Genomic DNA, 26,131 nt, shown 5'->3' on the forward strand with positions numbered 1-26,131 from the left:
TGGAGACTCAAGACTGGAGACTCAAGACTTATCTAGGTACTTCAATCTTTTTAATAATCTGGTTCACGATATCGCTTGTCGTGAGTCCTTCCATTTCTTTTTCGGGCGATAACAATATCCGGTGCGCCAATACAGGTCCGGCGACGGCGATGATGTCATCAGGGGTAACAAAATCCCTGTCCTGGATGGCGGCAAAAGCTTTTGCACTGTGTACAATGGCTAAGGATGCCCTTGGCGATGCGCCTAAATAAAGCGAGGAGTTGTTGCGGGTTTCGTTTACGATTTTCGCTATAAACTCCAATAACTTCGGCTCTACAAATAAATTACGGATAATCGCCCTTGCCTCTTGTATCTGCTGTACAGACAATACTGGTTTAACCTCGCTTAATAAGGTTTTGTTCACCAAAGTGTGCTGTGCCATCAAAATTGCTGTTTCTTCTTCTAATGATGGGTATTTAACCTCAATCTTGAAAAGAAACCTGTCCAACTGGGCTTCGGGTAAACGGTAAGTGCCTTCCTGTTCGATAGGGTTTTGGGTGGCCAATACCATAAAAGGTTCGTCCATAATATAGGTGTGGCCATCAATGGTTACCTGGCGTTCTTCCATTACCTCGAACAAGGCCGACTGGGTTTTTGCAGGGGCGCGGTTAATCTCATCAACCAGAATAATATTGCCAAAAATCGGACCTTTCCTAAACTCGAAATCTCCTGTTTTAGTGTTGAATATTGGGGTTCCCAAAACATCAGAGGGCATTAAATCGGGCGTAAACTGCACCCTCGAAAATTGGGCATCGATAGATTTGGCGAGCAATTTGGCGCTAAGTGTTTTGGCTACACCCGGTACCCCCTCAATGAGGATGTGCCCATCGGCAAGCAGGCCTACAATTAGGAAGTCGATCACCTGTTTTTGACCTACGATGATATTCCCCAGTACGTTTCTGATCTGATTTACAGCCGCATTAAGTGCACTTAAATCGGTACGTGGGTTAAACTGTTCTTGTTCCATTGCTTTGCGTATTTTTATAAAACTGTTCTATGCTTTCGTTTAAATTGATCAATTGGGTATCGCTCATGTCGGCCATGCTGGGCGTTTGCATAAAATGCCTGGTTAAGGTTTTGGATAAGGCTTCGTTAATGCCTGTTTTTTCCATTAACAATTGCGCAAATGTGCTGTCGATCTCGTTGGTTTTTAAGTAATACCTCGCCCTTAAATATTCCATAAAATAGTTGATCTTTTTTAAGGCGATATCCAAGTTGTTCCTTTCGTGATAATATACACTGCCCACCACGTGAACAAAGGCTAACGACGAATTGCTCAATGGGTCTGCTATCGGGATAATCCGTTGCCGGCGTTTAATGTCATACAGTACAAAAACAATCAGACTGAAAATACTCAGGTAATAGGCAAACTCAAGTTCGGGGTGTTTAAAGAATACCCTCAGCACATCGGTAGTGGCGTTTTTCTGAAGCGCAAAATATTCATCAAAAATAAGCTGATTGTTTCCCTGCAGGTAGCTCAGTGTTTTGGCGGCATACTCTGCCCCATATTTATCGAGCAGGTTAAAATTGGTATAAAAACCAGGTTCTGCAATCAGGTAAAGGTTGCCCTTCCCATAGCGGTAACGGATAAAATTGGGCTGGCCATTTGCATTTACCCCAAGGATGGTGGTTTTAGTGGTATCGACTTTGCTAAAATACTGACTGCCAATGCCCCGCTCAAAGCCGTAATTGGCCTCGGTTTTTAGGTTTGGGTTGGTGAAGTTCAGGTTGCTTCCCTCGGCCGACATCGAAGTGGAAGTTTGTATTTTAAGGTCTTTCTCTATTTTGCCCAGCTCGTAACTGGCGATAAATACATCATTGCCGCTTTGCATGTATTTTACCAATTGTTCGAAATCAGTTTTACTGATCTCGGCCTTCTGTGCCACAATTAAATAAGCTGTTTTAGTAAATTTTTTACCTTTTATGGTATTGTAAATGGCGGTTTTCGCCTGCTGAATATTTGAATTGGGTAAAATATCTTTTATCCTGTTGTACAAAATAAATGTTCCGTAGGGAATTTTATCCTTTGCGGCATAAGTGGGTGCCCAGTTGGTGGGTGTGGGTTTGTTATACTGTGCCACCAGATAGCCCAAAATTAACAGGGCGCCAATAATCAGATATACTTTATAACCTTTCATTTAATCTGGCTGTTAAACTGGTTAAAGGAATGGTTGATGGGCTCAAACTTCCCCGCATCAACAGGGAAATCGCCATACCAGATATAATCGAACTGCAAGGTAAGCTGACTAAAATCGTTTCTAAGTTCGGGTTTACTGATTTCCATCAGGTAATTATAATTGGTTTTATCGGGCTGCCACTGGATGATATCTGCGTCGCTCAGTTGTTTTAGTGCCCTCAAATACAAAAGCCTAACGGCTAAACGGAATTTCCCTTCGCTTATTAATCTTTGTAATTCCTGTTCATAATCGATTTCATGGATGTTTTCGGTAATTACATCGTATGGAAGGATGGTTTCTTTTGATTTTCTCCTGAATATGTTTTCGGCACCAACGATTTTGATTACGATGTACAGAATGAGCGCAATGCCCAGGCCGATAAAAATATACCTCGAAACAGAGTTGGTTGCCGCACCGGTAAACAGCCTGCCCACCATGTTCCAGAACCACATCCAGAATTTATCCCATAGCGACAGTTGTTGCTGGCCTATTTCATCATACTGAAATTCTTTTTGCGTTTTATATTCACCAATAGCGTTTTTGTCGAATTTTGATGGCGTAATTTTGGCGCTATCCATCGGGATCTCCACAGGTTTTGCTTTAGGCTTTACAGCCTGCGCATTGCTCATTACAGGAATAAAAAACAATAGGGAAACGAGAAGGTATCGGAATAAAGCACGCTGCATCTTAATATTCTTCAGGTCGGGTATCGATAGGTTTTTCTGTATTGCCAAAATTAGAGATCCGTTCCATCAATCCGGTACTTTCTTTGTGCTCAACCAAACTGAAGTAGGCCAACGAAATGGTAATAATGGGGATAATGGTAAAAACCTGACAGAGGGACTGCAGCACCGTGGTAATCATGGTAAGCGTTACCGACATGTGTGGTGTTTTATGGGTAAACATACCGATCATATTGAATATACTGGTGGGTAAAATCACCATACTCATGCAGGCATAAACAATAATCCACACCACGATCAGCGTACCGAAGGTAATCCAGAAATTGTCTTTAATAATTTTGAAGCTTCTGTTAAATGCATAACCAAGGGTAGCGTTTTCGAGCACCATAATCGGAAAGATCATGGCGATATAGGGAAATAACCAAAAGCCAGGTACCAGGCAGAAGATAAAGGCAACACCCAACAGCAGCATTAAGAGGAAAGAGCTGCCAAAAATCCTCAGGAAGTAATATTTAAAATAACCCCAAACTTCATCAGTAGTGGGTGTTTGGTTGCCTTTTTGAACATATATGGCAATGTAAGAAAGTATGGCTACGCTCATACTGGCATAAGTGGCCAGCGAGAATAGGATAGATAAGAAATATTCAAATCCATACATGCTCCCAAAGCCTAAGCCACCTGTGTTTCTGACATCGCCAATGTTATTGATGATGTTGACCATTTTGTACTGTTGCAATAACATGGTTAACATACTGGCGAGCACAAACAAACCGCAAAAGGTAAAGTATACCTTAATTAACGGCTTAAAATTTTGGCGCATAAAGGTGAAGGTATCGTTTATCACCTGCCCAAAATCCCTTCTTTTCTTAAATTCAATGTTGCCGATCATGTTAATTTAGTATAGATTGTTTGTTATAAATTTTAATGGGATAAATAAATACGTACCAAATGATGAAAGCTGCAGATAATAGTAATATGAGTAAGCTGAGAGCCAACGGCATTTCGGTATGGCGGGTAACAAAACTCTCAAAAAATGCGGCGACAATAAAAATGGGGATCAGACCGATTACGATTTTTAATCCATCTTTTGCCCCTTTGCCTACAGAGGCCATCCGGGTATAAGTTTTCGGGAATAAAATGCTGTTGCCTAAAATTAATCCTGCTGCTCCTGCCAGTACAATGGCCGATATTTCCAATGTTCCGTGGATCCAGATCACCAGAACAGACTGGATGCCCAAACCTTTACTAAAAAAGAAATATTGGAACGAACCGAGCATTACGCCGTTTCTGAATAATGAAACAACCGAACCAAATGAAAACAGGATACCTAAAACAAAAGTGTATAGGGCCACAAAAATATTGTTGGCGCCGATCTGGAAAAACATCATAAACTCGTTCTGCTGTTTGTAAACACCAAAGGGATCGCCTTTAGCAATGTTTTCGTTGGTCATGTTTACATAACCATCGCCCATAATCAGGCGCACAAAAGTATCGTCGTATTTCGCCGATAAGGCACCAATGGCACACGAAATCAGGAAAAAAGCAAGCGCATAATAGATCTGTTTCCGGTGCTGCAAAAAGATTAAAGGCAGTTCTGTTTTCCAGAAATGGATAAACCTGTTCGATTTCTCTTTTTTATTTTTATAAACAGATTGATGCAGTTTGGAAGCCAGGCCATTTAAATAAGCCGTGGTTTTAGAATTGGGGTAAAAGGTTTTGGAGTAGGCAAGATCGTTGGTGATTTCGATAAACTGATTGGCCACTTCATCAGGGTTTGCCTGTTGCATGGCATCGTAATGTCGCCACTTCTCAGAATTCTGTTTAACAAATAATGCTTCTCTCATTTAAGGCGTTACCAAATCTTGGGTTAAAATAGTTAATTTTTTATGGAAATGAAATTAACATCATTTTCGTTGCATTTGTAAATATACAGAGATGGAAAGTGTAAACTGAAAACATAAGGAAACTTTAGTTAAAAAAATTAAGGAGGGATATACAGCAATTATCTTTAAAAAAAATTATGTTTGAATATGGATAGCATCAGAATTAGCACTGCTCAAAATATTGATATTGATTATGAAATTGCTGGTCTTGGCGAGCGTATAGCCGCCAGGTGTATCGATCTGGCTGGTTTTGTGGTTGTCGGGGGAATAGGATTGGTATTAATGGGCGTGGCGCAGATGAGTATGTCGGGAAATGCATCCATGGTTGTCTTTTTTATTTTTCTGGCTATTTTTGTTTTCTATGATCTGGTTTGCGAGATCACCATGGACGGACAGAGCCTCGGCAAAAAAGTGTTAAAAATCAAGGTGATCAGCATTGATGGTACGCAACCTACCTTTGGTCAGTATATTTTCAGGTGGATATTCAGGATAATCGATTTTGGTTTTCCCTTTGGCTGGGGTGTTGTTGCCTTAGTTTCGGTAGCAGTAACCAAAAACCATCAACGGGTGGGCGATATATTGGCCAAAACAACCTTGATCAAAACTAAACCCCGCACCGAATTTGCCAATGTAGCCTTCAGCTTTAATCTGCCTGAAGAGTACAATCCGCAATTTAAAGAGGTTTTGCATTTAAACGATAGGGATATCGAACTGATCCACGAAGTGTTAACGGGTTACTATCAAACCGGGAATGCGGATTTAATTTATACCATGGCTGCTAAAACCAAAGAACATATTTTCGTTACCATTCCCAGCGGGATGAACGAGTTACAGTTTTTAGAAGCGGTGTTAAAAGATTATAACCACCTTACGGCAAATATGAATGTTTAGCTAAAGCACATTTTGTGCAGATAACTGATCATTACAAAATTACCGACTACAATAACCAGGATTTTAAATAGCAGTGCACGCTGCCTCAACTGGATTTTATACAGTATAGCGGTAGTGATAAACAAAAACAATAAAGGGATGGTGGGTGGATAAAGCGACCAGCTTTTTGATAAATCGCCTTGTAGAAGCGCGATAAAAGATCTTTGAAAGCCACAACCGGGGCAATCGATACCTGTTAAGGCTTTAAATGGGCAGGAGATTAAATGATTTTGCAGCCAATCAACAAAGTTGATTGCGCTGCAAAATATAAATATGATAAACATCCTGACTTAAACTACCGGTGGAGGGGTATCGTTAGGCGTATTCTGATTATCAGTTGGTTTGTTAAAAGGATTGTTTGGGCTGTTGAACGGGTTATTTGGATTGTTGAAAGGATTATTTCCAAAACCGCCATTTTGTGCTTCTGCAGCCGATGGACCTAAATATGTTGCCGGACCGAAGCCTAAAATTGGCCAGAATATAAATGGAAATATCAATAAACCAACGGTAAAGCCTTCTGATTTACCAAAACTTTTGCTCAATAGGTTTGTTGCCCAGATTCCGAAGACAATATTTACACAAGGGATCAGCATCCATAAAATCCAGATCATTGGTTTGCCAATAATTTCAAGCAAAATAATAATGTTGTAAATCGGAATAATAGCCGCCCATCCTGGTTTCCCAGCTTTTTCGAACGCTTTCCACATTCCGGCAATCGCCAATACAATAATCGCCAGGTAAATAATTCCGCCTACTACGCCAATGCCTGCGGCTAACCCGCCTCCTTCATACTCATTCATAATTTTTTAATGTTTTTAAGGGTGATTAATTTAAATAGTTAAACTAAACTAAAGTAAATTTTTTAATTTAAAAACAGAATAAATAAGGAGGTAAATTATTTCAACACATCATCCACTTTTGTGGATAACGCATTGGCCCATTCGGCATACATTTTACCACTGGGATGCAGTCCATCGTTGGCAACAAGTGCAATATCGGTTGCGGCATTTCTCGAGGCCGGTGTAATATTGGTATAGTTTACACCCGCTGCAAGCGTTATTTCTTGGTTTGCGGCGTTAAAGCTATCAATTTCAGTAGCAATGGTTTGAGGATTTCGGCCTGAGTTTTTGCCAAAAGGCGTAGCGCCCCAATCGGGTATAGAAACCACAAAAACTTTACTTTTATCACCACCGGCAAAAGCAATTGCCGTTTGTAACAATTCTGAGAACTCTTTTTTATAAGTGCTTATCGGGTAGCCACGGTATTGATTGTTTACCCCGATTAAAAGCGTAACAAAACTGTAGGTTCCGGTTAAGGCCTCTCTTTTTATGGCCGATTGCAGTTCGTCGGTAGTCCAGCCGGTAACCGCGATAATTTTTGGGTCGCTTACATTTTTACCTTTGGCTTTTAACAGATTTTGAAGTTGATAGGGGAAAGATTCTGCCTGTTTAACGGATTCGCCAATCGTATACGAATCGCCAAGTGCCAGATAGGTGTAATCGCCCTTTGTAGAGGGGTTGGTTACAGGTTTATCAGTAGTGGGTTCGGTATACATGGGTGTTTGTTTTGTGCAGCCCGAAGTTAGCAAAGAAAATAAAATGACGTTCAATAAAATCTTCATAGTTGTAATCTACGAAGTAAGCTTAAACTTAGTTTTATTTTAATGCACTAATCAGTTGCTGTCTAAAAGCATCATCGGTAATAATGCTGGCTTCAAACATCCCAAAATTGCGTTCAATCATCAGTTTTTCATTTTCGGTAAGGTTGTTAAAGAAAAATGCACAGGATAATTTAAAGTCTTTTTTGTTTGTTACATAAAAAGCATCAGTTAAAATAAATGCTGTTGATCCGCCTTTCTGTCCTAAATGTTTAAAAACGGCCTGGTTGCCTGGATTTGTCATTGGCCATTCCATTACCTGATCCAGTATATCCTGCACCCCAGTACTAAAGTAATGTCTGCTGTTGATCTTTTGCATGATGCGCTCATAATCAGCAGCTGTTGAGGCCACCAATCTGTCTGACCATATTTTCTGCAACTTTGAAGATAGGTTTTTGAAACTGAAGGTTTTTATAAATTCCGGATCAGCTTTTAATTTTAGGTGATTAATTTCAGACCTTTTCCTGTATTCGTTCATCGGCATGGCCTTCAATTGAGCCGTCCATGTTTGCTCATCAATCTTTTCAGGTTTTAAACAGGTCATTAATGCGCCGGCAGTAAAATAATAATAGGGACTATGTTGGCTCAGTTTTAGTGTTTTGATGTTTCTGTTTATATTTTCAAGGCCTAATAAATCCTCAAGGTATTCGGTATTCGCATTAGAGCTAAACCTGATCATGCCTTGGGCTATCTGCAATAATGAAACATCATCCCCTGCCTTCTTCCTGATAGATTTTAGCCATTCTATATGTGCGCCACCATCTGTAAAGGGAATGTAGTATTTATTGAGTTCACTAACTGGAACATTTTGTTGTGGGTCGAGTTTTTTAGCTTCAACCTGATTAGCAAACTCGATGGCAATAATGGTTTTTGCCGCACTGGCCAGAGGCATTAATTGGTTGCCATTGAAATTGAGTAAGGTTTTGTCGTTCTCCGTTAATACAATGGATGCTTTTTGAGGATTGTTCTTTATAAAGGTGATTACCTCTTGCAGGGATTGTGCATAAGCTCCGCTTGTAATCATGATGAATAAGCAAATCAACAGTTGTTTGATCATTAAATCAGCCTCATTTTAAAAAGTTCAGCAATGTGATTTTTTAATTTCCCTTTTACTTCTTCCATATCCAGTTGATAACCCAGTTCTTTGGCCAAAGAAGTTACTGCTTTATCATCTATACCACAGGGAACAATATTTTTAAAATATTCTAAATCTACATTTACATTAAAAGCAAAGCCATGCATGGTTACCCAACGGCTGCAACGTACGCCCATGGCACAAATTTTACGGGCTTTTTCGTTATCGGCATCTAACCAAACCCCTGTAAAGCCTGGGTAACGGCCAGCTTCGATTCCATAATCTTTTAAGGTAAGGATCACCGCTTCCTCCAGTGTGCGCAGGTATAAATGGATATCCGTAAAGAAATTATCAAGATCAAGGATGGGGTAACCTACAATCTGGCCGGGACCATGGTAGGTAATATCTCCACCACGGTTTATTTTATAATAAGTGGCCTGTTTATCTTTTAAGCCCTGCTCGTCTAATAGTAGGTTTTCGGGGTGCCCGCTTTTGCCCAAAGTATATACATGTGGGTGTTCGCAAAATACCAGGTGGTTTGGGGTCGGTTTATGGCTATTATTTACGCGGTTTTCGGTTTTAATGGCCACCGTTTTATTCAATAAATCTTCCTGTTTATCCCAGGCTTCCTGATAATCTGTTAAACCCCAATCTGTAAATAGGGTTGGAATTAAATCTGCTGCAATCACTTTTTCCACTATCTCGTTCATCTCAGTATTTTTTTAAGAGTTGCTTGCCACATAACCCAGCATATAACCATCTTTGGTTTTAAAATAATTAACGGCCAGCTCGCGGGTGCCATTGGGCAGTTCGACAATTGCACTTAAAGAACCTTCGTTTTTTAATTTAAAAGGTTTGATGTGGATATGTTGTTTAAACTCCAATCCTTTTTTTCCATGCCATTTGTAAATCGCCTCTTTGGCGCACCAGGCCACATATAAACCATCTGTATTGTCGCCAATCTGCTTTTGGGCAAGTTCTACATCGCTCAAAAACTTGTGTTTAATGCTTTTAATTTTATGCTTAATCAGTTCAATATCAACACCTACCGGATGATCTTTGCTAATCATAACGGCGGCATAATCGAACGAATGGCTTAACGAAATATGATAGTCGAAATTAACCAGATAAGGTTTTCCATGTTCATCAAACTGGCAGTCGATATACTCGGTGGTGTTGAGCATTGTTCTCAACAGCAGTCTGGTACTTAACCAATGCAATAAACGTTTGCCACTGTTTAATGATGAAATGATATCACGTTCATGCTGCTTAAGCTGCAGTCCGGCCAACAATTCTTCCTCGGTTTCCTCAATTTTCCAAATTGCTAAAACAGAATGCTGATCAATATTTTTATTGTAAATTATTGGCATTGATTAAATTGGAGATTACATGCAAAATTATCTTAAATAAATGATAATTTAGGCCAAAAATACGTATAAAAATGATATTATCTGATAGCAGGATATTAGAAGAAATTGAGAAGGGAACAATCATCATTGAGCCTTTTAAACGCGAATGTTTAGGCACCAACTCGTATGATGTTCATTTGGGGAAATATCTGGCTACCTATAAAAGCCGTGTGCTGGATGCTAAGGCACATAATGAAATTGAGCATTTTGAGATTCCCAAAGATGGCTATATCCTCCATCCGGGCACGCTATATCTTGGGGTAACGGTTGAATATACCGAAACGCATGGCCATGTTCCATTTTTGGAAGGAAAAAGCAGTACTGGTCGCTTAGGGATCGATATCCATGCAACAGCGGGTAAGGGTGATGTTGGTTTTTGTAATACCTGGACACTGGAAATATCGGTAGCACAACCTGTAAAAATTTATGCGGGTATGCCGATCGGTCAATTAATTTATTTTGTGGTTGAAGGCAAGATCGAAACCATGTACAATACCAAAGGCAACGCCAAATACAACAATAAAACCACCAGACCGGTAGAAAGCATGATGTGGAAGAATAAATTTTAAAGATTGGTTAAGCGGTTAATTGTTTAAATCGGTTAACTGTAGATGTTATATTTAGGGGATTGTTAAACTGCCAATTGCCAATTGCCAACCGAAAGCTGAACAGTTGTTTTGGAAACGGGCGTCATGTTCTTTTGTCCGCCTGTAGCCCCGCTCCTGATAGAAAAAATCGGGAGCCGCCGCTGCTGTCGCCTGCCCGTGCAGTCGGGGGTTAATTAATAATGTTCTGTTCATTAATGACATTGCCCATCGGGACGACTCGTGGGTAAGCCAATTGTATAATTGGCGTTTCGTTCCGTTAGGAACGTTTGGTGATCTCCTTAATATTCCCACATCAGTGGCCACCTAAACCCCTGCCCGTTGCGGGCGGGCGATTGTCGTGGATGCCGGTTTTTCATCGGCAGAAACAAAAGCGTGGCTGAAAAAACCAAATGTTCCGAACCCTTCATTTCCCAATCAATAGCATGATGGGACCATTCATATCAATTTTTCCTGCAGTAAAAGGAAACCATCAACTAAAAGCTTAGAAGTAAAACGAATTTTCATACTAACTTCATAAAAGTATGCCTTAGGTTTTGTACCTTGAGGCGTATTTAATTGTACCTAACCACATGAAACCCAGAATTATTCTCGCACTCAGCTTTGTTTGTTTATTGATCGGCTTTACGGCATTTAAAATGGACGATGATCCATTTAGTCAGCTCTTACAAAAATTAGAAGATTACACCAGCAAATACCCTCAGGAAAAAGTTCACCTTCATTTAGATAAGCCATACTACGCCATTGGAGACGATATTTGGTTCAAAGCTTATGTGGTGAATACCAAAACCTCAGCACCATCGAGCATTAGTAAAATCCTTTATGTAGAGCTGATCAACGAAAAAGATTCGCTTAAAAGAGTAGTTAAACTGCCTGTGATGGGGGGTATTTCGTGGGGTGATTTTAAGCTGACCGATTCGCTCGGAGAAGGCAATTACCGCATCAGGGCCTACACCAATTATATGCGCAATTTTGGTACAGAATTCTTCTTCGACAAAACAATTAAGATCGGAAATAGCTGGGCTAACAAAGTTTTTACAAAAACCAGCTATAATTTTACAAAAGAGAACAATACCGACAAAGTAACCGCTACCGTGCACTTCGAAGATAAAAACGGGGTGGCCTATAGCCAAAATGACATCAGTTATGATGTTCAGCTGGATTTCCGCTCGGTGGCCAAAGGAAAGGTTAAAACCAGTTTAACAGGCGATGCGGTAATCAATTTTACCAATAACCAATCGTTCCAGAATAAATCGGGCAAAATTGTAGCCACTATTACCCTTGATAACAAACAAAAGGTGGTTAAATCAATCCCGATTACTGCAACCTCCAATGACGTAGATGTGCAGTTTATGCCCGAAGGAGGAACATTGGTTGAAGAATTGCCACAAAAAGTGGCCATTAAAGCCGTTAATTCTGCCGGAAAGGGCGAAGATGTTGAAGGGGTAGTTGTTGACGAAGCTGGTGCAGAAATCACCAATTTTACAACCGGTTACCTCGGCATGGGCAACCTGGTGTTCAATAGCCAGGCAGGAAAATCGTATTCTGCTAAAGTTAAATTTAAAGACGGATCGCAGAAAACCATAAAACTGCCTGTAGCAGCTAAAAGTGGTTATGCCATTTCGTTAAACAGTTTAGATACCGGCAAAGTTGTACTTAAAATTATGGCCAGTGCCGATCTGGTTAATGGTGAAGAACTAAAGGTGGTGGCGCAGCATGGCGGAAACGTATACTATGTTTCGAAAGCGAAGATGGATAAGCAGGTTTTGGTGGCCAATATCCCCAAAAAGAATCTACCAACCGGGATTGTTCAGTTTACCTTATTTTCGGGTAGCAACCAGCCTATTGCAGAACGTTTAATTTTTGTAAACAATAAAGCTGGCTTAATTGATTTATCAATTAACTCCTCCGATGTTTCATCTGCAAGGAAAGGAAAAGCCGGTTTTGCTTTTGATGCAGCAAATGAAGGTGAACCCGTTTTAGGCAGCTTCTCTGTTGCGGTTACCAATTCCACTAAAGTGGCGCCTGATGAAGATAATGAGACCAATATTCTCACTTCTTTACTGCTTACTTCAGATTTGATCGGGTATGTAGAAAAACCCAACCATTATTTTTTAAAAAATGATCTTCAAACACAAAAAGAGCTCGATAACCTGATGCTTACCCAAGGATGGAGAAGGTTTATCTGGAAGAACATCATCAATAATGTTGGGCCTAATATTACCTATCAGCCCGAACAGTCTATTACGATAAGCGGAACGATTACCAAAGGAAATAAACCCGTACCCGGTGGCAAAGTAATGCTTATGGCCACAAAAGGAACTATGTATATTTTGGATACGGTAACCAATGCCGAAGGAAAATTTGTTTTCGATAACTTGAGTTTTGGCGACAGTACAAAATTTGTGGTTCAGGCAAGAACGAAAACCGAAAGGAAATTTGTTGATATTAACCTTGATGTAGTTCCCAATCAGATTGTAACCAAAAATAAAAATGGTGCCGATATCGACATTAATGTGAACAATACCTTGATGAAGTATATCAAAGAAAGTGATAATTATTTTAACGAAATGACACGTTTGGGCTTACTCGAACGAACAATTAAACTGGAAGAGGTAACCATTACTGAAAAGAAAAATCCAGCCAAAAATTCATCAAACCTAAATGGTGCCGGTAGGGCCGATTTTATATTAACAGCCGATCAATTATCTACCTGTGTTACCTTATCTCAATGTTTGCAGGGCCGTTTGCCAGGTGTAATATTTAGGGGGAACATACCATTTTTAATGCGTAGTCAAGACACGCCAATTCGTATTATTGTGGATGGGATGCAAATGGATGCCGATGTTCTGGATAACGTTACCCCTAGCGATGTAGAATCTATCGAACTGTTAAAAAGTATCGGTAATACGGCAATTTATGGTTCTCAAGGTGGCGGCGGTGTAATCATTATTACCACTAAACGTGGCGATGGTGGTAGAAGTAGCAACCGTTATGCTCCGGGAATTGTAACGTTTAATCCTAGAGGATTTACGATCTCCAGAGAATTTTATTCGCCAAAGTATGATACTGAAAGTTCAAGCAGCAGAGCTGATTTAAGGACAACCATTTACTGGAATCCACAGGTAGTTGCCGATAAAGAAGGAAAAGCCAAGTTCGAATTTTATAATGCCGACGAACCTGCAAGCTATCGTGTAGTGATCGAAGGAATAGATGCAATGGGGCATTTGGGCAGAAAAGTTTATACTTATGATGTTAAATAGGGAAAAAAAGATAAATTTGAATTAGTATGCATGCATAATTATATTTGTTATAATTGTCCTGATACCCGAGTCTTGATACTCGATACTTGAATCTTGATACTCGATACCTGTGTCTTGATACTTAATACCTGAATCTCGATACTAATACTCAAATCTCGATACTATTTAAAACATGAATACAATAAAAGTAAGTGTTAAAGACCGTTTAGCCACCATAACATTAGATAGAGGAAAATCGAACGCCTTAAACCGCGAGCTGATTACCGAGTTGGATGACATGCTTAAAAATATCACCGCCGATGATAACATTGGCGGTGTAATTTTAACGGGAACGGCTCCTTTCTTTTCTGCCGGACTCGATTTAGTAGAACTTTATAACTATAATGAGGAAGAAGCAAAATCTTTCTGGCAGTTGTTTTTAGGCTTTACAGCAAACATGGTTTCATTTAAAAAACCAATGGTAGCCGCTATCAGTGGGCATAGTCCAGCTGGTGGCTGTGTGATGGCTTTGGCCTGCGATTACCGTGTGATGGCCGAAGGGCAATATATTATTGGTTTAAATGAAGTTCCGGTAGGGATTATTGTTCCGAACAGTATTTTTCAGTTATATAGCTTTTGGATCGGAAAAGCAGAAGCTACGCGTAGTCTGCTTTCGGGCAAACTTTATAACCCTGATGAAGCCTTGAAAGTGGGTTTGGTAGATGAGCTGGTACGAAACGAAAGTTTATTAACAGCAGCTGAACGCAAGATTAAAAAATACATGGAGCTCGAAAGCAACACCTGGTCGCAGAGTAAATTAAATATCCGCGAAGAACTCATTGCTGCGGTAACGGCCGATCAATCTGCTGCGTTAGAAAAAATGTTGGCGCAATGGTGGTCGCCGGCAACACGCCATATTTTAAAAACGATTTTAGCTAACCTGCAACGGAAGTAGTTTTCAATTGGCAGTTTGCAATTCGCTATGGACAATTAACCAGTTTATACAGTTAACCAATTAACCACGCTCAACAATTAACCAGTTTCAACGATTAACCAATACATTATGTTCAGTTATAACTCACCAATGCTCAGAGAAGACGCTTTAAAAGGAAAAACCATTGTCATTACGGGTGGTGGAACCGGGCTGGGGAAAGCAATGGGTGTTTATTTCTTAAAATTAGGGGCAAACTTAGTGATTACGAGTCGCAAACAGGACGTGCTGCAAAAAACTGCCGACGAGATGGAAGAAAAAACAGGCGGTAAGGTATTGGCTGTGGCCTGTGATGTGAGAGAAGTGTCACAAGTAGAAAACGTATTGGCCAAAACCATAGAAAGATTTGGTGCTGTTGACGTGTTATTAAACAATGCTGCGGGTAACTTTATTTCGCCAACAGAGCGTTTATCGGCCAATGCATTTTCATCCATTATTGATATTGTGTTAAAAGGAACCGTGAACTGTACGCTTACCTTTGGTAAACACTGGATCAAGGAGAAACAAGCTGCAACCGTTTTAAATATCATTACCACTTATGCTTTTACTGGCTCTGCCTATGTTGTGCCATCGGCCTGTGCAAAAGGTGGTGTTTTGGCTTTAACGAGATCTTTGGCAGTAGAGTGGGGTAAATATGGCATCCGTACCAATGCAATTGCACCAGGACCGTTTCCAACTAAAGGTGCCTGGGAACGTTTATTGCCTGGCGATTTGGCTAAAAAATTCGATTTTAAAAACCGTGTGCCCTTAAAAAGAGTGGGCGATCATCAGGAACTGGCCAATTTAGCCGCATTTCTGGTGAGCGATTTCTCAGGCTATATTAATGGAGAAGTCATCACCATTGATGGTGGCGAATGGTTGCAAGGTGCAGGCCAGATGAATGGTTTGGAAGCAATCCCCAACGAAATGTGGGATATGCTGGAACAAATGACAAGAAGCGCCAAATGATGTAAGAGGTGAAACGGATGATGGGTGATGGAAAGCTTTCCGATAGCTCAATACATTTCCATCTTACCTCCTCAATTATACATCTTTTTCCATTTTCCATCCGCCATCTTACCTTTTCCATCCCTCATTTATTATCTTTGCCCACATGAATATCTTACTTTTAGGTTCAGGCGGCAGAGAAAGTGCATTTGCCTGGAAAATGAGCCAGTCTTCGCACTGCGATAAATTGATTATTGCTCCAGGAAACGGCGGTACAGGAGCTTATGGTACCAACATCAATATCAATGTAAACGATTTTGATTCGATCAAAAAAGTAGTACTTACCGAAAATATCGAATTGGTAGTAGTAGGGCCAGAAGAACCTTTAGTAAATGGTATTCACGATTTTTTCCTTGCCGACAAAGCCATTGCGCACATTCCTGTAATCGGACCTAAAAAAGAAGGTGCCATTTTAGAAGGAAGTAAAGATTTCTCTAAACAGTTTATGGAGCGCCATAGTATTCCTACTGCGGCTTCAAAATCTTTCACCCCCGAAACTTTAGAGGATGGATTAGCTTATTTGCAAAACCATGCATTACCAGTTGTTTTAAAAGCAGATGGTTTGGCAGCAGGCAAAGGTGTATTAATCTGCACCGAAACTATTGAGGCTCAGGAAGAATTAAAACTCATGCTTGGCGGTAAATTTGGTGCGGCTGGTGCAACAGTGGTAATCGAAGAATTTTTAAGCGGAATAGAACTTTCCGTATTTATTTTAACCGATGGAGAAAACTATGTTACCCTCCCTTCGGCAAAAGATTATAAAAGGATTGGCCAGAACGATACCGGTTTAAATACAGGCGGTATGGGCTCGGTTTCTCCGGTTCCATTTGCCACACCAGAATTTTTGGCCAAGGTAGAAGAGCGTATCATTAAACCAACAGTTGAAGGACTGAAGAAAGATAACATTGATTATACTGGTTTCATCTTTTTCGGATTGATAAAAATAGGAGAAGAGCCATTTGTGATCGAGTACAATGCGCGGATGGGCGATCCTGAAACCGAAAGTGTTATCCCTAGGGTGGAAAACGATCTGGTTGAACTGTTTTTAGCTACAGCGCATAAAAAATTAAATGAAGTTAATCTGGTGATTTCCGAAAAAACAGCAGCGACCGTAATGATTGTGGCTGGTGGTTATCCGGGTGATTATTTAAAGGGCAAAGCGATCAGCGGAATTGAAAACCTGCGCCATTCGAACGCCTTTCATGCTGGTACACTTTTAGAAAATGATGTCGTAAAAACAAACGGCGGCAGGGTAATTGCGATTACCAGTTTACAAGATGATCTGTTTACCGCTTTACAATCAGCAACCGCTGATGCCGGCAGAATTTATTTCGACGGAAAATATTTCAGAGAAGATATTGGTTTCGATTTAGTTTAAACTAATCTTATATAAAAAAGAAAGCCCTCAGATCACTAGATCTGAGGGCTTTCTTTTTGAGTGTCTTTAACAAATAATTCTTATTTAGATTTACTTCCCAATAATTCCTGAAGTTTATCTTGTAAAGCTTGTTCTCTCAATCCTTTAGCAATAATTTTACCTGTTGGATCAATTAAGAAGTTAGCCGGGATAGATTGAATGCCATACATCTGGGCAACCTCATTACTCCATCCTTTTAAGTCAGATACATGCGTCCAGGTTAACTTATCCGCATCAATGGCTTTCTCCCATGCTGCTTTAGTTGTTCTTGTATTTCCACCGTCTAATGAAACGCCCAATACAGTAAAGCCTTTATCTTTAAATTTATTATAGGCAACCACTACGTTAGGGTTTTCGTTACGACAAGGGCCACACCATGATGCCCAAAAATCTACCAAAACATATTTACCCTTAAAATCAGATAATTTTACAGGTTTTCCGGCAGTATCTAGTTGTGTAAAGTCCATTGCCATAACACCTACAGCTGTTTTTCTTCCAGCTTCGAATATTTGAGCAATTTTTTTACCATTCGAACTTGTCTTCAATTCTGGCGACAATCCATTAAAAGCCTTTTCTGCAGCCACTATCTGATCAGGATCTGAAGCCAATTGGCTAACTGAAGTTAAGCTGATAAAAGATTTTGGGTTGCTGTTTGCAAATTGTAATAACAATGGGGTCATTCCAGCAGCCTCTTTTTCATAACGTGCACCTAAAGCAGCCATTCCAGCTTTATCTTGTTTTTGTTCAGGCGTGTAAGCCGCATATTCTGCATTAATTGCCGCAAGTTTATCGCTTACCGGTTTAGTTAATGCTTTTAATTTTGCTGCATCATCATTAACAGCAGAGCCTGTAATGGTTGCTTTCTTTAAAGAATCTGCTGCGGCCAGTTTAATATTTCCAGGCTCCACATATAGTGATAAAGCATCTAACTTCTCACCCTGTGCCGGACGGTTAACGTAAGGGTTTTTATTTAAAAAAAGACTTCCCTGAGCTGGGTTTGATAATGTTCCTTTAAAGGCGAAAGCTCCGTTTGTTACAGTTGCAGAATCGGTAATGTTTTTACCATCACCCTGATAAATTAAATAAACCTTGTTTCCGGTTTTTAATCCTTTTATGTCGCCATTAACTGTAAATGGCTTTTGTGCCAATGCTGCAAGTGGCAATAAAGCCATCGCAGATAATAATATTTTTTTCATGTGGGATAATTGGGATAAGTTAATCGTTCTTCAAATATAGAAATCTGTACCGCTAAAACGTAAATAGCTGTGTAAAATTATGAAAGATTATTTATTAGCGCACAATGTTCGTTAGTATGTTATCCTAATCTATTACGCTATTGATCTCCAACTTAATATTTTATACCGACTACGTTTTTGGTTTTCTAAACCTCCATAAATTAATGTTTTCTCCACTTTTTGCGGACTTGCGTTTAACTCAAATTTGTCTAAGTTTTTAAATAACTCAGAGGTGATGGTTTGTGAAGCTTTAACTTCAAATACGGAGAAGCCATCGTCCGTTTGCTGAAGTAAATCTACCTCATTGGCATGGCTATCTTGCCAAAAATAATATTCGTTATTTAGATTGTTGTGGTAATTTTGTTTTTGAAATTCTGCAATCACCATATTCTCAAAGATGTTTCCTTTTAGTCTGTTTCCTGTTAAAGCCTTGCTATTCTTGATTTTTAAGAGATGACATAATAAGCCTGTGTCGTAAAAGTAAAGTTTTGGTGTTTTTACCAATCGCTTATTGAAGTTTTCGTGATATGGTTGCAAAAGATATATAATATAACTGCTTTCCAGAACAGAGAGCCAGTTTTTTGCAGTTGGTTGTGATATATTGCAAGCATTAGCCAATGCGCTCAAATTAAGTAGCTGTCCTGCTTGGTTAGCACATAAGCCAATAAATGTTCTAAACGTTCGTAAATCTTTAATGTTTAAGAGTTCAGTGACATCTTTCTCTACATAAGTTTGGATATAATTGGCGAAATAAACATTCGGTTGTATGTCGCGGTCATAAATGGCTGGATAAAAACCTTTAATACAGGCTTCTGTAAATGAATCTTTTAGTAGGTCATTAGTTTTAAGTTCTGATAAATCAAACGGTAAGAGTTTAAATAAGGATACTCTACCTGCAAGGCTCTGTGTGATGCCTTGCATTAAATGAAAATTTTGTGAGCCCGATAAAATGAACTGCCCCATTATTTTAAATTCATCAACAATATTTTGCAGGTAAGAAAAGAGCAAGGGTGCTCTTTGTACTTCATCAAAAATTACTTTATCATCATATTCGCTTAAAAACCCATTTGGATCTTCTGTTGCAAAGGCTCTAACATCAGGGTTTTCTAGAGAAACGTACCTGTAATCCGAAAATATATTTTTTAACAAGGTAGTTTTTCCCGATTGCCTTGGTCCTGTAATAGCGATAATCGGAAACTTACCTTTTTGAGCTTCGATATGTTTAGTGATATTTCTTTTAACTAGTTCTTGCATAGTTATTTATTTGGTTCAAATATACCAAAAAAATATAAAGATATATAATAGCGACTTTGAAATTACACAGCGTCTACTTTGAAATTACACAGCATCTACTTTGAAATTACACAGACTTTTTAATTTAGTTTTTGATAGGTTCTCCACCACAAATCGGGCATTTCGCCATTAACAGCCATCTGGTAATCATCATACCTGCAAGGTACAAGGTGGTAACGCTCGTTTTTTGTTTGGCCAGATGGATAAGGTACCTGCATCCACCAGCGGTCTGATTTTTTGCTTTTTACAAACATCATTTCGCCTGAACCGTCTTTTAAACTGGTTCGGTAAATCATAAACTGCGATTTCGGTGTCAGTGGAAAATCTTTTTTACGGGCATAAAATCCTTCCATAAAATACCATACCATTTGCGCAAGCAAAAAAGCCGTTTGCCCATTGTTATCGTAGGCAGGATTAAACTCATAAAAGCCGATTGAGGTCAGTTTATCATTCATACCGGCATAACGGGCAATACGGCAGGCCTCCTCACCGTCAAAACCGTTTGGTGTAGTATTCGCATTTGCAGCAGCATCCGCAGAGCGGATAGCTCCCATATCAAAGCTGATCATGTTTGCATTGCGGATAATAGGCTCTGTTAGGGTAATGTCCTGCGCAAATTCACCCAGGCGATGCACATCAAAGTATAACTTATCCATCACACTCAAACTTTCCTGGTTAACAAAATAGGTTTGGTAACCCACATTGCTAAAATTGAACAGGTAATTGGGCTGATGCAGGAAAATTTTATTCAGATAACAGTCCGATCGGGTGGTAATTCCTTCGTTATCATCATCGCCGATATCAAATTGATTATCAATAACAACTAGGTCTACCTTTTGCTCTAAATCTTCATAACCCAAATACTGGCCGTAGGTTAAGTCCTGTCCACCGCCAATAATAATCGGGATGATGTCTTTTTTGATCAGTTCTGAAACCACCATTTTGATGGCAATATAAGTATCGGCAATGGTTGCGCCGTGTTTAATATTGCCTAAATCAACAATCCTGCTGTTAAAAGCACCCTCGTTGAGTTTATAAAATTTCTCTCTAAAATAATCTGGAGCGAGGGCAGTTCCTTCGTTATTTACCGCACCTCTTCCATCAAGCACCCCAAAAATAGCCAGATCGTAGGTGTGCTCCTCAAAATCGGGAAACGATTCGATGTAAATCTGCGCTTTTAAGCCCAGCTGACTTGTGAAAAATCCTTGGCTAGGTGTAAAACTATCGGGGTTTATTGGGGAAAAGAAATCCGTTAATGACATATATTTAAAACTCTCGGCTCAAATATCTATTTTTGAATGCGTATTTCCACATATAGCCCGAAAAAAATAAAATGATACTGGTAACCGGAGGAACTGGATTTTTAGGATCTGAATTAATTAAGCAGTTAACTGACAAAGGTTTAACGGTGCGGGCGCTGAGGCGGGAGAAATCTAAAATCCCCGTACTGATTAAAGATAATCCATTGATCGAGTGGTTTGTAGCCGATATCAATGAGCCTTCTGTGTTGGAAGATGCCTTTATAGGCATAACTAAAGTATATCATTGTGCCGCATTTGTATCCTTTAACCCCAAAGATAAAAAGCAGCTTTTTCATGTGAATATCGAAGGTACTTCGAATATTGTAAACCTTTGTGCCGAAAATAACTGCCGTTTATTGCATGTAAGCTCTGTAGCGGCCCTTGGCAATGCCAAAAAAGGCCATAAAATTACCGAGAAAGATTTCTGGGAATATGATGCAAAAGCCCATGCTTACGGCTTGTCTAAGTATGAGGGCGAAATGGAAGTTTGGCGGGGCATAACCGAAGGTTTAGATGCACTTATCGTTAACCCATCGGTAATTATTGGTAAAAATGCCGGTTTCGAAGGCAGCGGAGCAATTTTTAAATTGGTTAAAGGAGGTTTTCCTTTTTATACCGATGGTGCCTCAGGTTTCGTGGATGTAGAAGATGTAGCCAAAGCAATGGTCCTGTTGATGGATGCTGAGGTTTCGGGAGAACGTTATATTATTTCGGCCGATGACTATCATTATAAAGACCTGTTCGGCGAAATTGCACATGGTTTTGCCGTTAAATCCCCAACAAAGGAAGCAAAGCCCTGGATGCTGGGAATAGCCTGGCGGGCTTTAAAGTTTGCATCATTATTTACGGGTAAACAACCTTCCATAACCAAAGATGCCGCAAAAAGCAGTTTAACTTTAAGCTATTATAACAACAACAAGGTAAAAGCGGAAACAGGTATAACCTTTAAGCCTGTTGCCGAAAGTATAAAAGAAATTACCCAACATTTAAGATAATGCCCAAACAGAAAGCCTATTACATCATCGATTTTGATAGTACCTTTACCCAGGTAGAAGCACTTGATGAACTTGCCCGAATTTCGCTTAAGAACCACCCAGACAAAGAAGCGATCTTCCAAAAAATTGAAGATTATACCAATTTTGCCATGGAAGGAAAACTATCCTTCTCCGAAAGTTTGGCACAGCGTGTTAAACTGCTCGAAGCAAATGAAGAGCATTTAAAACAGCTGATCAAACATTTAAAAAAGAAAGTGTCTACCTCTTTTTCGCGTAATGCAGAGTTTTTTAAAAAACATGCCGACGAAGTTTTAATTGTTTCTGGTGGATTTAAGGAGTTTATTACCCCGGTGGTAAGTCAGTATCACATTAAGAAAGAAAATATTTATGCCAATACCTTTGTAACCACAGGCGACGGTAAAATTATTGATTACGATCACGCTAATCCTTTAAGTGAAGAAGGTGGTAAAGTAAAGTTGCTCCGTCATTTAAAACTAGAGGGCGAACTATTCGGGATCGGAGATGGTTATTCGGATTTCCAGTTGCGCGAAAGCGGAATCATCAATAAGTTTTTTGCCTTTACCGAGAATATTGCCCGCGAAAGCATCGTTTCAAAAGCAGACCACGTTACACCTAGTTTCGACGAATTTTTATACGTAAACGATCTTCCACGTGCAATTTCTTATCCCAAAAACAGGATTCTTTGTCTGGTAATTGGAGAGGTTGATCCCTTAACGATCTCGATCTTGAAAAATGATGGTTTATCCATTCGTCATAAAACCTCTTTCGAAGAGAAATATGTAAAAGATGTAGGAATTATCCTGTTGGCTGATGGTGAAAAGATAGATAAGGAACAATTAAAAAATGCAGCAAAGCTGAAAACTATCGGTTATTTAGGGAGTGCGAAAAACAAAATCGATCTGGATGTTTGCACCAAACAAGGCATTGTGGTTTTCGACGATCCCAAGAACAATCCACGTAATATCGATTTTATACCAAAACGTGTGGCCGATTTTATGAATACCGGAGCCACTTATCTGAGCAGCAATTTTCCAAATTTACAATTGCCAAAAATTGAGAAATCGCATCGTTTAATCCATATCCACAAAAACGTTCCTGGTATTATGGCAAAAATTAATACCGTTTTTGCCAAACACGATATCAATATTGTAAGCCAGTTTTTAATGACTAACCCCGAAATAGGTTATGCCATTACCGATATTAATGCACAGTACGATAAACAGTTGTTTAAATCGCTTAAAAAGATCGAACATACGATAAAGTTTAGGGTGCTGTATTAAGTCCTCATGCTGTCATTCTGAGTGCAACGAAGAATCTCTGTGTTTTATACTTGCTCTCATAAAGTGCTGTCTGCTCAGTGCTTCGTTGGTTGCAGATTCTTCACTGCGTTCAGAATGACAATGTGTTTCTTATTATTCCGCCCCTCGCCTGACGCTCTTTGCGATTTGGATCAGCTTTGACAACTTTAATAATAAAATAGAAAGGAAGTTGTCAAAGCGAGTTCATTCGGGTGCTGAATTAAGTACTCATGCTGTCATTCTGAGTGCAACGAAGAATCTCTGTATCTTTATACAGGCTCCCATAAAGTGCTGTCTGCTCAGTGCGTCGTTGGTTGCAGATTCTTCACTGCGTTCAGAATGACAATGTGTTTCTTCGTATTCCACCCCTCGCCTAACGCCCCACGCTCTCCCCTACCTCAAAAACTGATGCCTTTTTAACAGTAAATGTTTAGGCGCTCCTACCGTTTGCGATCGGTAAATCCCGGTATGACCTGAAAACAAGTAGGCCGTAACACACGCTAATGCGATATAAATTCCAGATGCGGTGCCGAATAACTCTACGCCCATAAAAATACAGGCCAATGGTGTATTTGCTGCACCAGCAAAAACGGCTACAAAACCCATTCCTGCAAGCAATCCATACGGCAATGGAATAAAGAAACTTAAAAAGCTGCCCAATGTTGCGCCAATAAAGAATAGTGGGGTTACCTCACCACCTTTAAACCCGGCACTCAGCGTAAGGGCTGTTAAAAACAATTTAATAGCGAAGGTATAATAGGGGTCTTGTTGGGTGAATGATGCTGAAATCACAGGGATGCCCAGGCCAATGTATCTGGTATTCCCGATCAGGTAAATAATGCCGACTAAAATTATTCCACCAATAAATGGTCGTAGTGGTGGATATTTAATTTTACTGAAAAGTTTTGATAAAGCATGGTTTAAGGCCGAAAAAGATCTGGCCACCAAGCCAAATAATATTCCAGCACCTAAAGATAACAATAAATTGATCGAATTCATTTCAGGTACTGCAGATATGGAATAGTGGGTATGGCCAACACCCCAGGCCTTGCAGGCATAATCGGCAATAATTGCAGTGATAAATGATGGAAGAATTGAGCTGTAGGTCAAACTTCCAACAACAAAAACCTCTAGTCCAAATACCGCGCCAGCCAAAGGCGTTCCGAAAACAGAGGCAAAGCCAGCGCTAATGCCGCAAATGAGGATCACTTTCCTGTCTCTGGCTTTAAGTTTGAACAATTTAGTAAACTGATCTGCAAAGGCTCCACCAATCTGAACAGCTGTGCCTTCCCGTCCGGCCGACCCACCAAATAAATGGGTTATAATTGTTCCGGCAAAAATAAGTGGTGCCATCACAATAGGTATTACTTTTTTAGGCGATTGCAATTCTTCGATCAAAAGATTGTTGCCCTTTACTACTGCTGTGCCCCAATAATGATAAGCCAAGCCAATAACAATACCTGCTAAAGGTAAAAACGCAATCATCCAGAGGTGCTGCTCGCGGTAGTTGGTTGCCCAGTTTAAAGTTGCTAAAAATAAAGCCGAGGCAGAACCAATAATTCCACCCAATATGGCAGAGATCAGCAACCACTTTAAAGTACTCATGAGGAGTAATCCGAAGTCGAACTTAATAAAGCGGTGAATAGACAGAAGAAATCCTTCTGTTAGTCTTTTAACAGGCATTTGAATTCAATTTTAAATAAAAATCGTAGGAGTCATCAGCCTGTTTGGGCGGTTTTGGCGGTACCCCATCGCCGTCGTTTCAAATGTATAAAATTTAGTTATTTGTTGCAAAATCTTTATCACCTTTGTGCAGCTAACTTCAAACAATGGATTTCACACCTGAAATAAAAGACAAACTAAACCAATTACAAGAAAAATACACGGCAATGGGGCAGGATATGGCCTCATACCTTGATGGCCTGTTATATGCCGATTTCCTAACCTACTGGGATTATATCCATCTGGACACCTTATTGAGCCTGCAGAGCCCTAAAACACCAATTCCTGATGAAGAAATCTTTATCATGTACCATCAGATTACAGAGCTTTATTTTAAGCTTGCACTGCACGAGTGCAGGCAGATTGCTGAACATGAAAATTTAACCGCCGAATTTTTTACAGCCCGTGTAAAACGCATCAATGCTTATTTCAATGCCTTAACCACTTCTTTCGAAGTGATGGTAGATGGGATGGAGAAAGAACAGTTCCTGAAATTCCGTATGTCGTTATTGCCTGCAAGTGGTTTCCAGTCTGGTCAGTACAGGATGATTGAAATTTGCGCCACAGATTTTATCCGTCTGGTAGATAAATCTAAACGTGATGAATTACGCACCGCAACGATAGAAGAACAGTTTGAAAACATCTATTGGAAATTTGGTGCAACTGAGCTGGCTTCGGGCAAACAAACCTTAACCTTAAAACAATTTATAAAAAAGTATGCGGCACAATTCTTACAGTTGGCAAAAGACCGTTCTTTAACCAATTTCTCCGCGTTATATCATCGGTTACAGGCAAATGGAGCCGATGTTTCGGCACTTGCAGAAGAGTTGCGCAAGCTGGATTTATATGTCAATGTAGAGTGGCCTTTGTCGCACTACAAATCAGCTGTACGTTATCTGGAGAAAGATCCTATTGATGTGGCAGCAACTGGCGGTACCAACTGGCAGAAATACCTGCCTCCGCGTTTTCAAAAAAGAATTTTTTATCCTTTCTTATGGACGGATGCACAAATGGAAGAGTGGGGCAGAGGTTGGGTGCTTAGTGTACTTAAAACACTCAAAAGCAAAGATTAATATTGCAAAAAGCTATTAAAAAAGCCCGTTTTTTACTAATTTGCGCAAAATAATTAATGACAGAATGAATGAATTATTGAATTAGAGAATGAGCAATA

At 39.8% G+C, this 26,131-nt stretch carries 24 protein-coding genes and 1 riboswitch; of the genes, 9 read left to right on the forward strand and 15 right to left on the reverse strand.

Features of this window, described 5'->3' with window-relative positions:
- Positions 1 to 28: 28 nt before the first annotated feature.
- From R2S57_RS19205 to R2S57_RS19225, 5 genes are read right to left on the reverse strand one after another with little or no spacing between them, the layout of a single operon-like run.
- Complete coding sequence (locus tag R2S57_RS19205) at positions 29 to 1,006, reverse strand: MoxR family ATPase (RefSeq protein ID WP_316846558.1); 978 nt, start codon at positions 1,004 to 1,006, stop codon at positions 29 to 31.
- Positions 987 to 2,177: a DUF4350 domain-containing protein gene (locus R2S57_RS19210; RefSeq protein ID WP_316846559.1), complete on the reverse strand. Its 1,191-nt coding sequence runs from the start codon at positions 2,175 to 2,177 to the stop codon at positions 987 to 989. The genes R2S57_RS19205 and R2S57_RS19210 overlap by 20 nt, the downstream gene beginning before the upstream one ends.
- Positions 2,174 to 2,950, reverse strand: coding sequence for a DUF4129 domain-containing protein (locus tag R2S57_RS19215; RefSeq protein WP_316846560.1), 777 nt, complete (start codon positions 2,948 to 2,950; stop codon positions 2,174 to 2,176). Before R2S57_RS19215 ends, R2S57_RS19210 begins: the two co-directional genes overlap by 4 nt.
- Positions 2,904 to 3,788 (reverse strand): hypothetical protein, encoded by an 885-nt coding sequence (locus R2S57_RS19220; RefSeq protein WP_316846561.1) that lies wholly within the window; start codon positions 3,786 to 3,788, stop codon positions 2,904 to 2,906. Before R2S57_RS19220 ends, R2S57_RS19215 begins: the two co-directional genes overlap by 47 nt.
- Position 3,789: 1 nt before the next feature.
- Positions 3,790 to 4,743, reverse strand: coding sequence for a stage II sporulation protein M (locus R2S57_RS19225; protein ID WP_316846562.1), 954 nt, complete (start codon positions 4,741 to 4,743; stop codon positions 3,790 to 3,792).
- 186 nt (positions 4,744 to 4,929) lie between these two features.
- On the opposite strand from R2S57_RS19225, the gene R2S57_RS19230 reads away from it, so the two are divergent.
- Positions 4,930 to 5,673: an RDD family protein gene (locus R2S57_RS19230; protein WP_316846563.1), complete on the forward strand. Its 744-nt coding sequence runs from the start codon at positions 4,930 to 4,932 to the stop codon at positions 5,671 to 5,673.
- On the opposite strand, the gene R2S57_RS19235 is transcribed toward R2S57_RS19230, so the two are convergent.
- The 6 genes from R2S57_RS19235 to R2S57_RS19260 form a co-directional block, all read right to left on the reverse strand.
- On the reverse strand, positions 5,670 to 5,996 hold the full coding sequence (locus tag R2S57_RS19235; RefSeq protein ID WP_316846564.1) for a DUF2752 domain-containing protein: 327 nt from the start codon (positions 5,994 to 5,996) through the stop codon (positions 5,670 to 5,672). The genes R2S57_RS19230 and R2S57_RS19235 overlap by 4 nt on opposite strands.
- Before the next feature lie 6 nt (positions 5,997 to 6,002).
- Positions 6,003 to 6,512: a DUF5684 domain-containing protein gene (locus R2S57_RS19240; RefSeq protein ID WP_316846565.1), complete on the reverse strand. Its 510-nt coding sequence runs from the start codon at positions 6,510 to 6,512 to the stop codon at positions 6,003 to 6,005.
- A gap of 95 nt (positions 6,513 to 6,607) precedes the next feature.
- Positions 6,608 to 7,267: an SGNH/GDSL hydrolase family protein gene (locus tag R2S57_RS19245; RefSeq protein ID WP_316846566.1), complete on the reverse strand. Its 660-nt coding sequence runs from the start codon at positions 7,265 to 7,267 to the stop codon at positions 6,608 to 6,610.
- Between the two features lie 100 nt (positions 7,268 to 7,367).
- The gene (locus R2S57_RS19250; protein ID WP_316846567.1) at positions 7,368 to 8,426 is read right to left on the reverse strand and encodes a serine hydrolase; all 1,059 of its coding nucleotides are present in this window, start codon (positions 8,424 to 8,426) and stop codon (positions 7,368 to 7,370) included.
- Positions 8,426 to 9,154, reverse strand: coding sequence for a lipoyl(octanoyl) transferase LipB (lipB, locus tag R2S57_RS19255; protein ID WP_316846568.1), 729 nt, complete (start codon positions 9,152 to 9,154; stop codon positions 8,426 to 8,428). The genes R2S57_RS19250 and lipB overlap by 1 nt, the downstream gene beginning before the upstream one ends.
- A 12-nt stretch (positions 9,155 to 9,166) precedes the next feature.
- A complete protein-coding gene (locus R2S57_RS19260) occupies positions 9,167 to 9,814 on the reverse strand; it encodes a 4'-phosphopantetheinyl transferase family protein (RefSeq protein WP_316846569.1) in 648 nt (215 codons plus the stop codon).
- A gap of 71 nt (positions 9,815 to 9,885) precedes the next feature.
- On the opposite strand from R2S57_RS19260, the gene dcd reads away from it, so the two are divergent.
- From dcd to purD, 5 genes are all read left to right on the forward strand, one after another.
- Complete coding sequence (gene dcd, locus R2S57_RS19265; RefSeq protein ID WP_316846570.1) at positions 9,886 to 10,422, forward strand: dCTP deaminase; 537 nt, start codon at positions 9,886 to 9,888, stop codon at positions 10,420 to 10,422.
- A gap of 608 nt (positions 10,423 to 11,030) precedes the next feature.
- Positions 11,031 to 13,721, forward strand: coding sequence for a TonB-dependent receptor plug domain-containing protein (locus tag R2S57_RS19270; RefSeq protein WP_316846571.1), 2,691 nt, complete (start codon positions 11,031 to 11,033; stop codon positions 13,719 to 13,721).
- A 172-nt stretch (positions 13,722 to 13,893) separates the two neighbouring features.
- Positions 13,894 to 14,655 carry an enoyl-CoA hydratase/isomerase family protein gene (locus R2S57_RS19275; RefSeq protein WP_316846572.1) on the forward strand — a complete coding sequence of 254 codons (762 nt, stop codon included), beginning with the start codon at positions 13,894 to 13,896 and terminating at the stop codon, positions 14,653 to 14,655.
- Positions 14,656 to 14,763: 108 nt separating this feature from the next.
- A complete protein-coding gene (locus R2S57_RS19280; protein ID WP_316846573.1) occupies positions 14,764 to 15,639 on the forward strand; it encodes an SDR family oxidoreductase in 876 nt (291 codons plus the stop codon).
- Positions 15,640 to 15,784: 145 nt separating this feature from the next.
- Positions 15,785 to 17,056 (forward strand): phosphoribosylamine--glycine ligase, encoded by a 1,272-nt coding sequence (purD, locus tag R2S57_RS19285; RefSeq protein WP_316846574.1) that lies wholly within the window; start codon positions 15,785 to 15,787, stop codon positions 17,054 to 17,056.
- A gap of 80 nt (positions 17,057 to 17,136) precedes the next feature.
- On the opposite strand, the gene R2S57_RS19290 is transcribed toward purD, so the two are convergent.
- From R2S57_RS19290 to R2S57_RS19300, 3 genes are all read right to left on the reverse strand, one after another.
- Positions 17,137 to 18,291 carry a TlpA disulfide reductase family protein gene (locus R2S57_RS19290; protein WP_316846575.1) on the reverse strand — a complete coding sequence of 385 codons (1,155 nt, stop codon included), beginning with the start codon at positions 18,289 to 18,291 and terminating at the stop codon, positions 17,137 to 17,139.
- Between the two features lie 132 nt (positions 18,292 to 18,423).
- Positions 18,424 to 19,584 carry an ATP-binding protein gene (locus R2S57_RS19295; RefSeq protein WP_316846576.1) on the reverse strand — a complete coding sequence of 387 codons (1,161 nt, stop codon included), beginning with the start codon at positions 19,582 to 19,584 and terminating at the stop codon, positions 18,424 to 18,426.
- A gap of 119 nt (positions 19,585 to 19,703) precedes the next feature.
- On the reverse strand, positions 19,704 to 20,885 hold the full coding sequence (locus R2S57_RS19300) for a formimidoylglutamase (protein ID WP_316846577.1): 1,182 nt from the start codon (positions 20,883 to 20,885) through the stop codon (positions 19,704 to 19,706).
- A gap of 71 nt (positions 20,886 to 20,956) precedes the next feature.
- On the opposite strand from R2S57_RS19300, the gene R2S57_RS19305 reads away from it, so the two are divergent.
- Both R2S57_RS19305 and R2S57_RS19310 read left to right on the forward strand, forming a co-directional pair.
- Entirely contained in the window at positions 20,957 to 21,919 is a 963-nt protein-coding gene (locus tag R2S57_RS19305) for an NAD-dependent epimerase/dehydratase family protein (RefSeq protein WP_316846578.1), read from the forward strand.
- Entirely contained in the window at positions 21,919 to 23,220 is a 1,302-nt protein-coding gene (locus R2S57_RS19310; RefSeq protein WP_316846579.1) for an HAD-IB family phosphatase, read from the forward strand. Before R2S57_RS19305 ends, R2S57_RS19310 begins: the two co-directional genes overlap by 1 nt.
- A 411-nt stretch (positions 23,221 to 23,631) precedes the next feature.
- Here R2S57_RS19310 and R2S57_RS19315 read toward each other — a convergent pair whose 3' ends face one another.
- Complete coding sequence (locus R2S57_RS19315) at positions 23,632 to 24,921, reverse strand: voltage-gated chloride channel family protein (protein ID WP_316846580.1); 1,290 nt, start codon at positions 24,919 to 24,921, stop codon at positions 23,632 to 23,634.
- A 19-nt stretch (positions 24,922 to 24,940) separates the two neighbouring features.
- Positions 24,941 to 25,003: riboswitch (Fluoride riboswitch) on the reverse strand.
- Between the two features lie 64 nt (positions 25,004 to 25,067).
- Here R2S57_RS19315 and R2S57_RS19320 point away from each other — a divergent pair.
- Positions 25,068 to 26,033, forward strand: coding sequence for a tryptophan 2,3-dioxygenase family protein (locus R2S57_RS19320; protein WP_316846581.1), 966 nt, complete (start codon positions 25,068 to 25,070; stop codon positions 26,031 to 26,033).
- The last annotated feature ends 98 nt before the right edge of the window (positions 26,034 to 26,131 follow it).

Source organism: Pedobacter psychrodurus, assembly GCF_032678585.1.
Lineage (GTDB): Bacteria > Bacteroidota > Bacteroidia > Sphingobacteriales > Sphingobacteriaceae > Pedobacter > Pedobacter psychrodurus_A.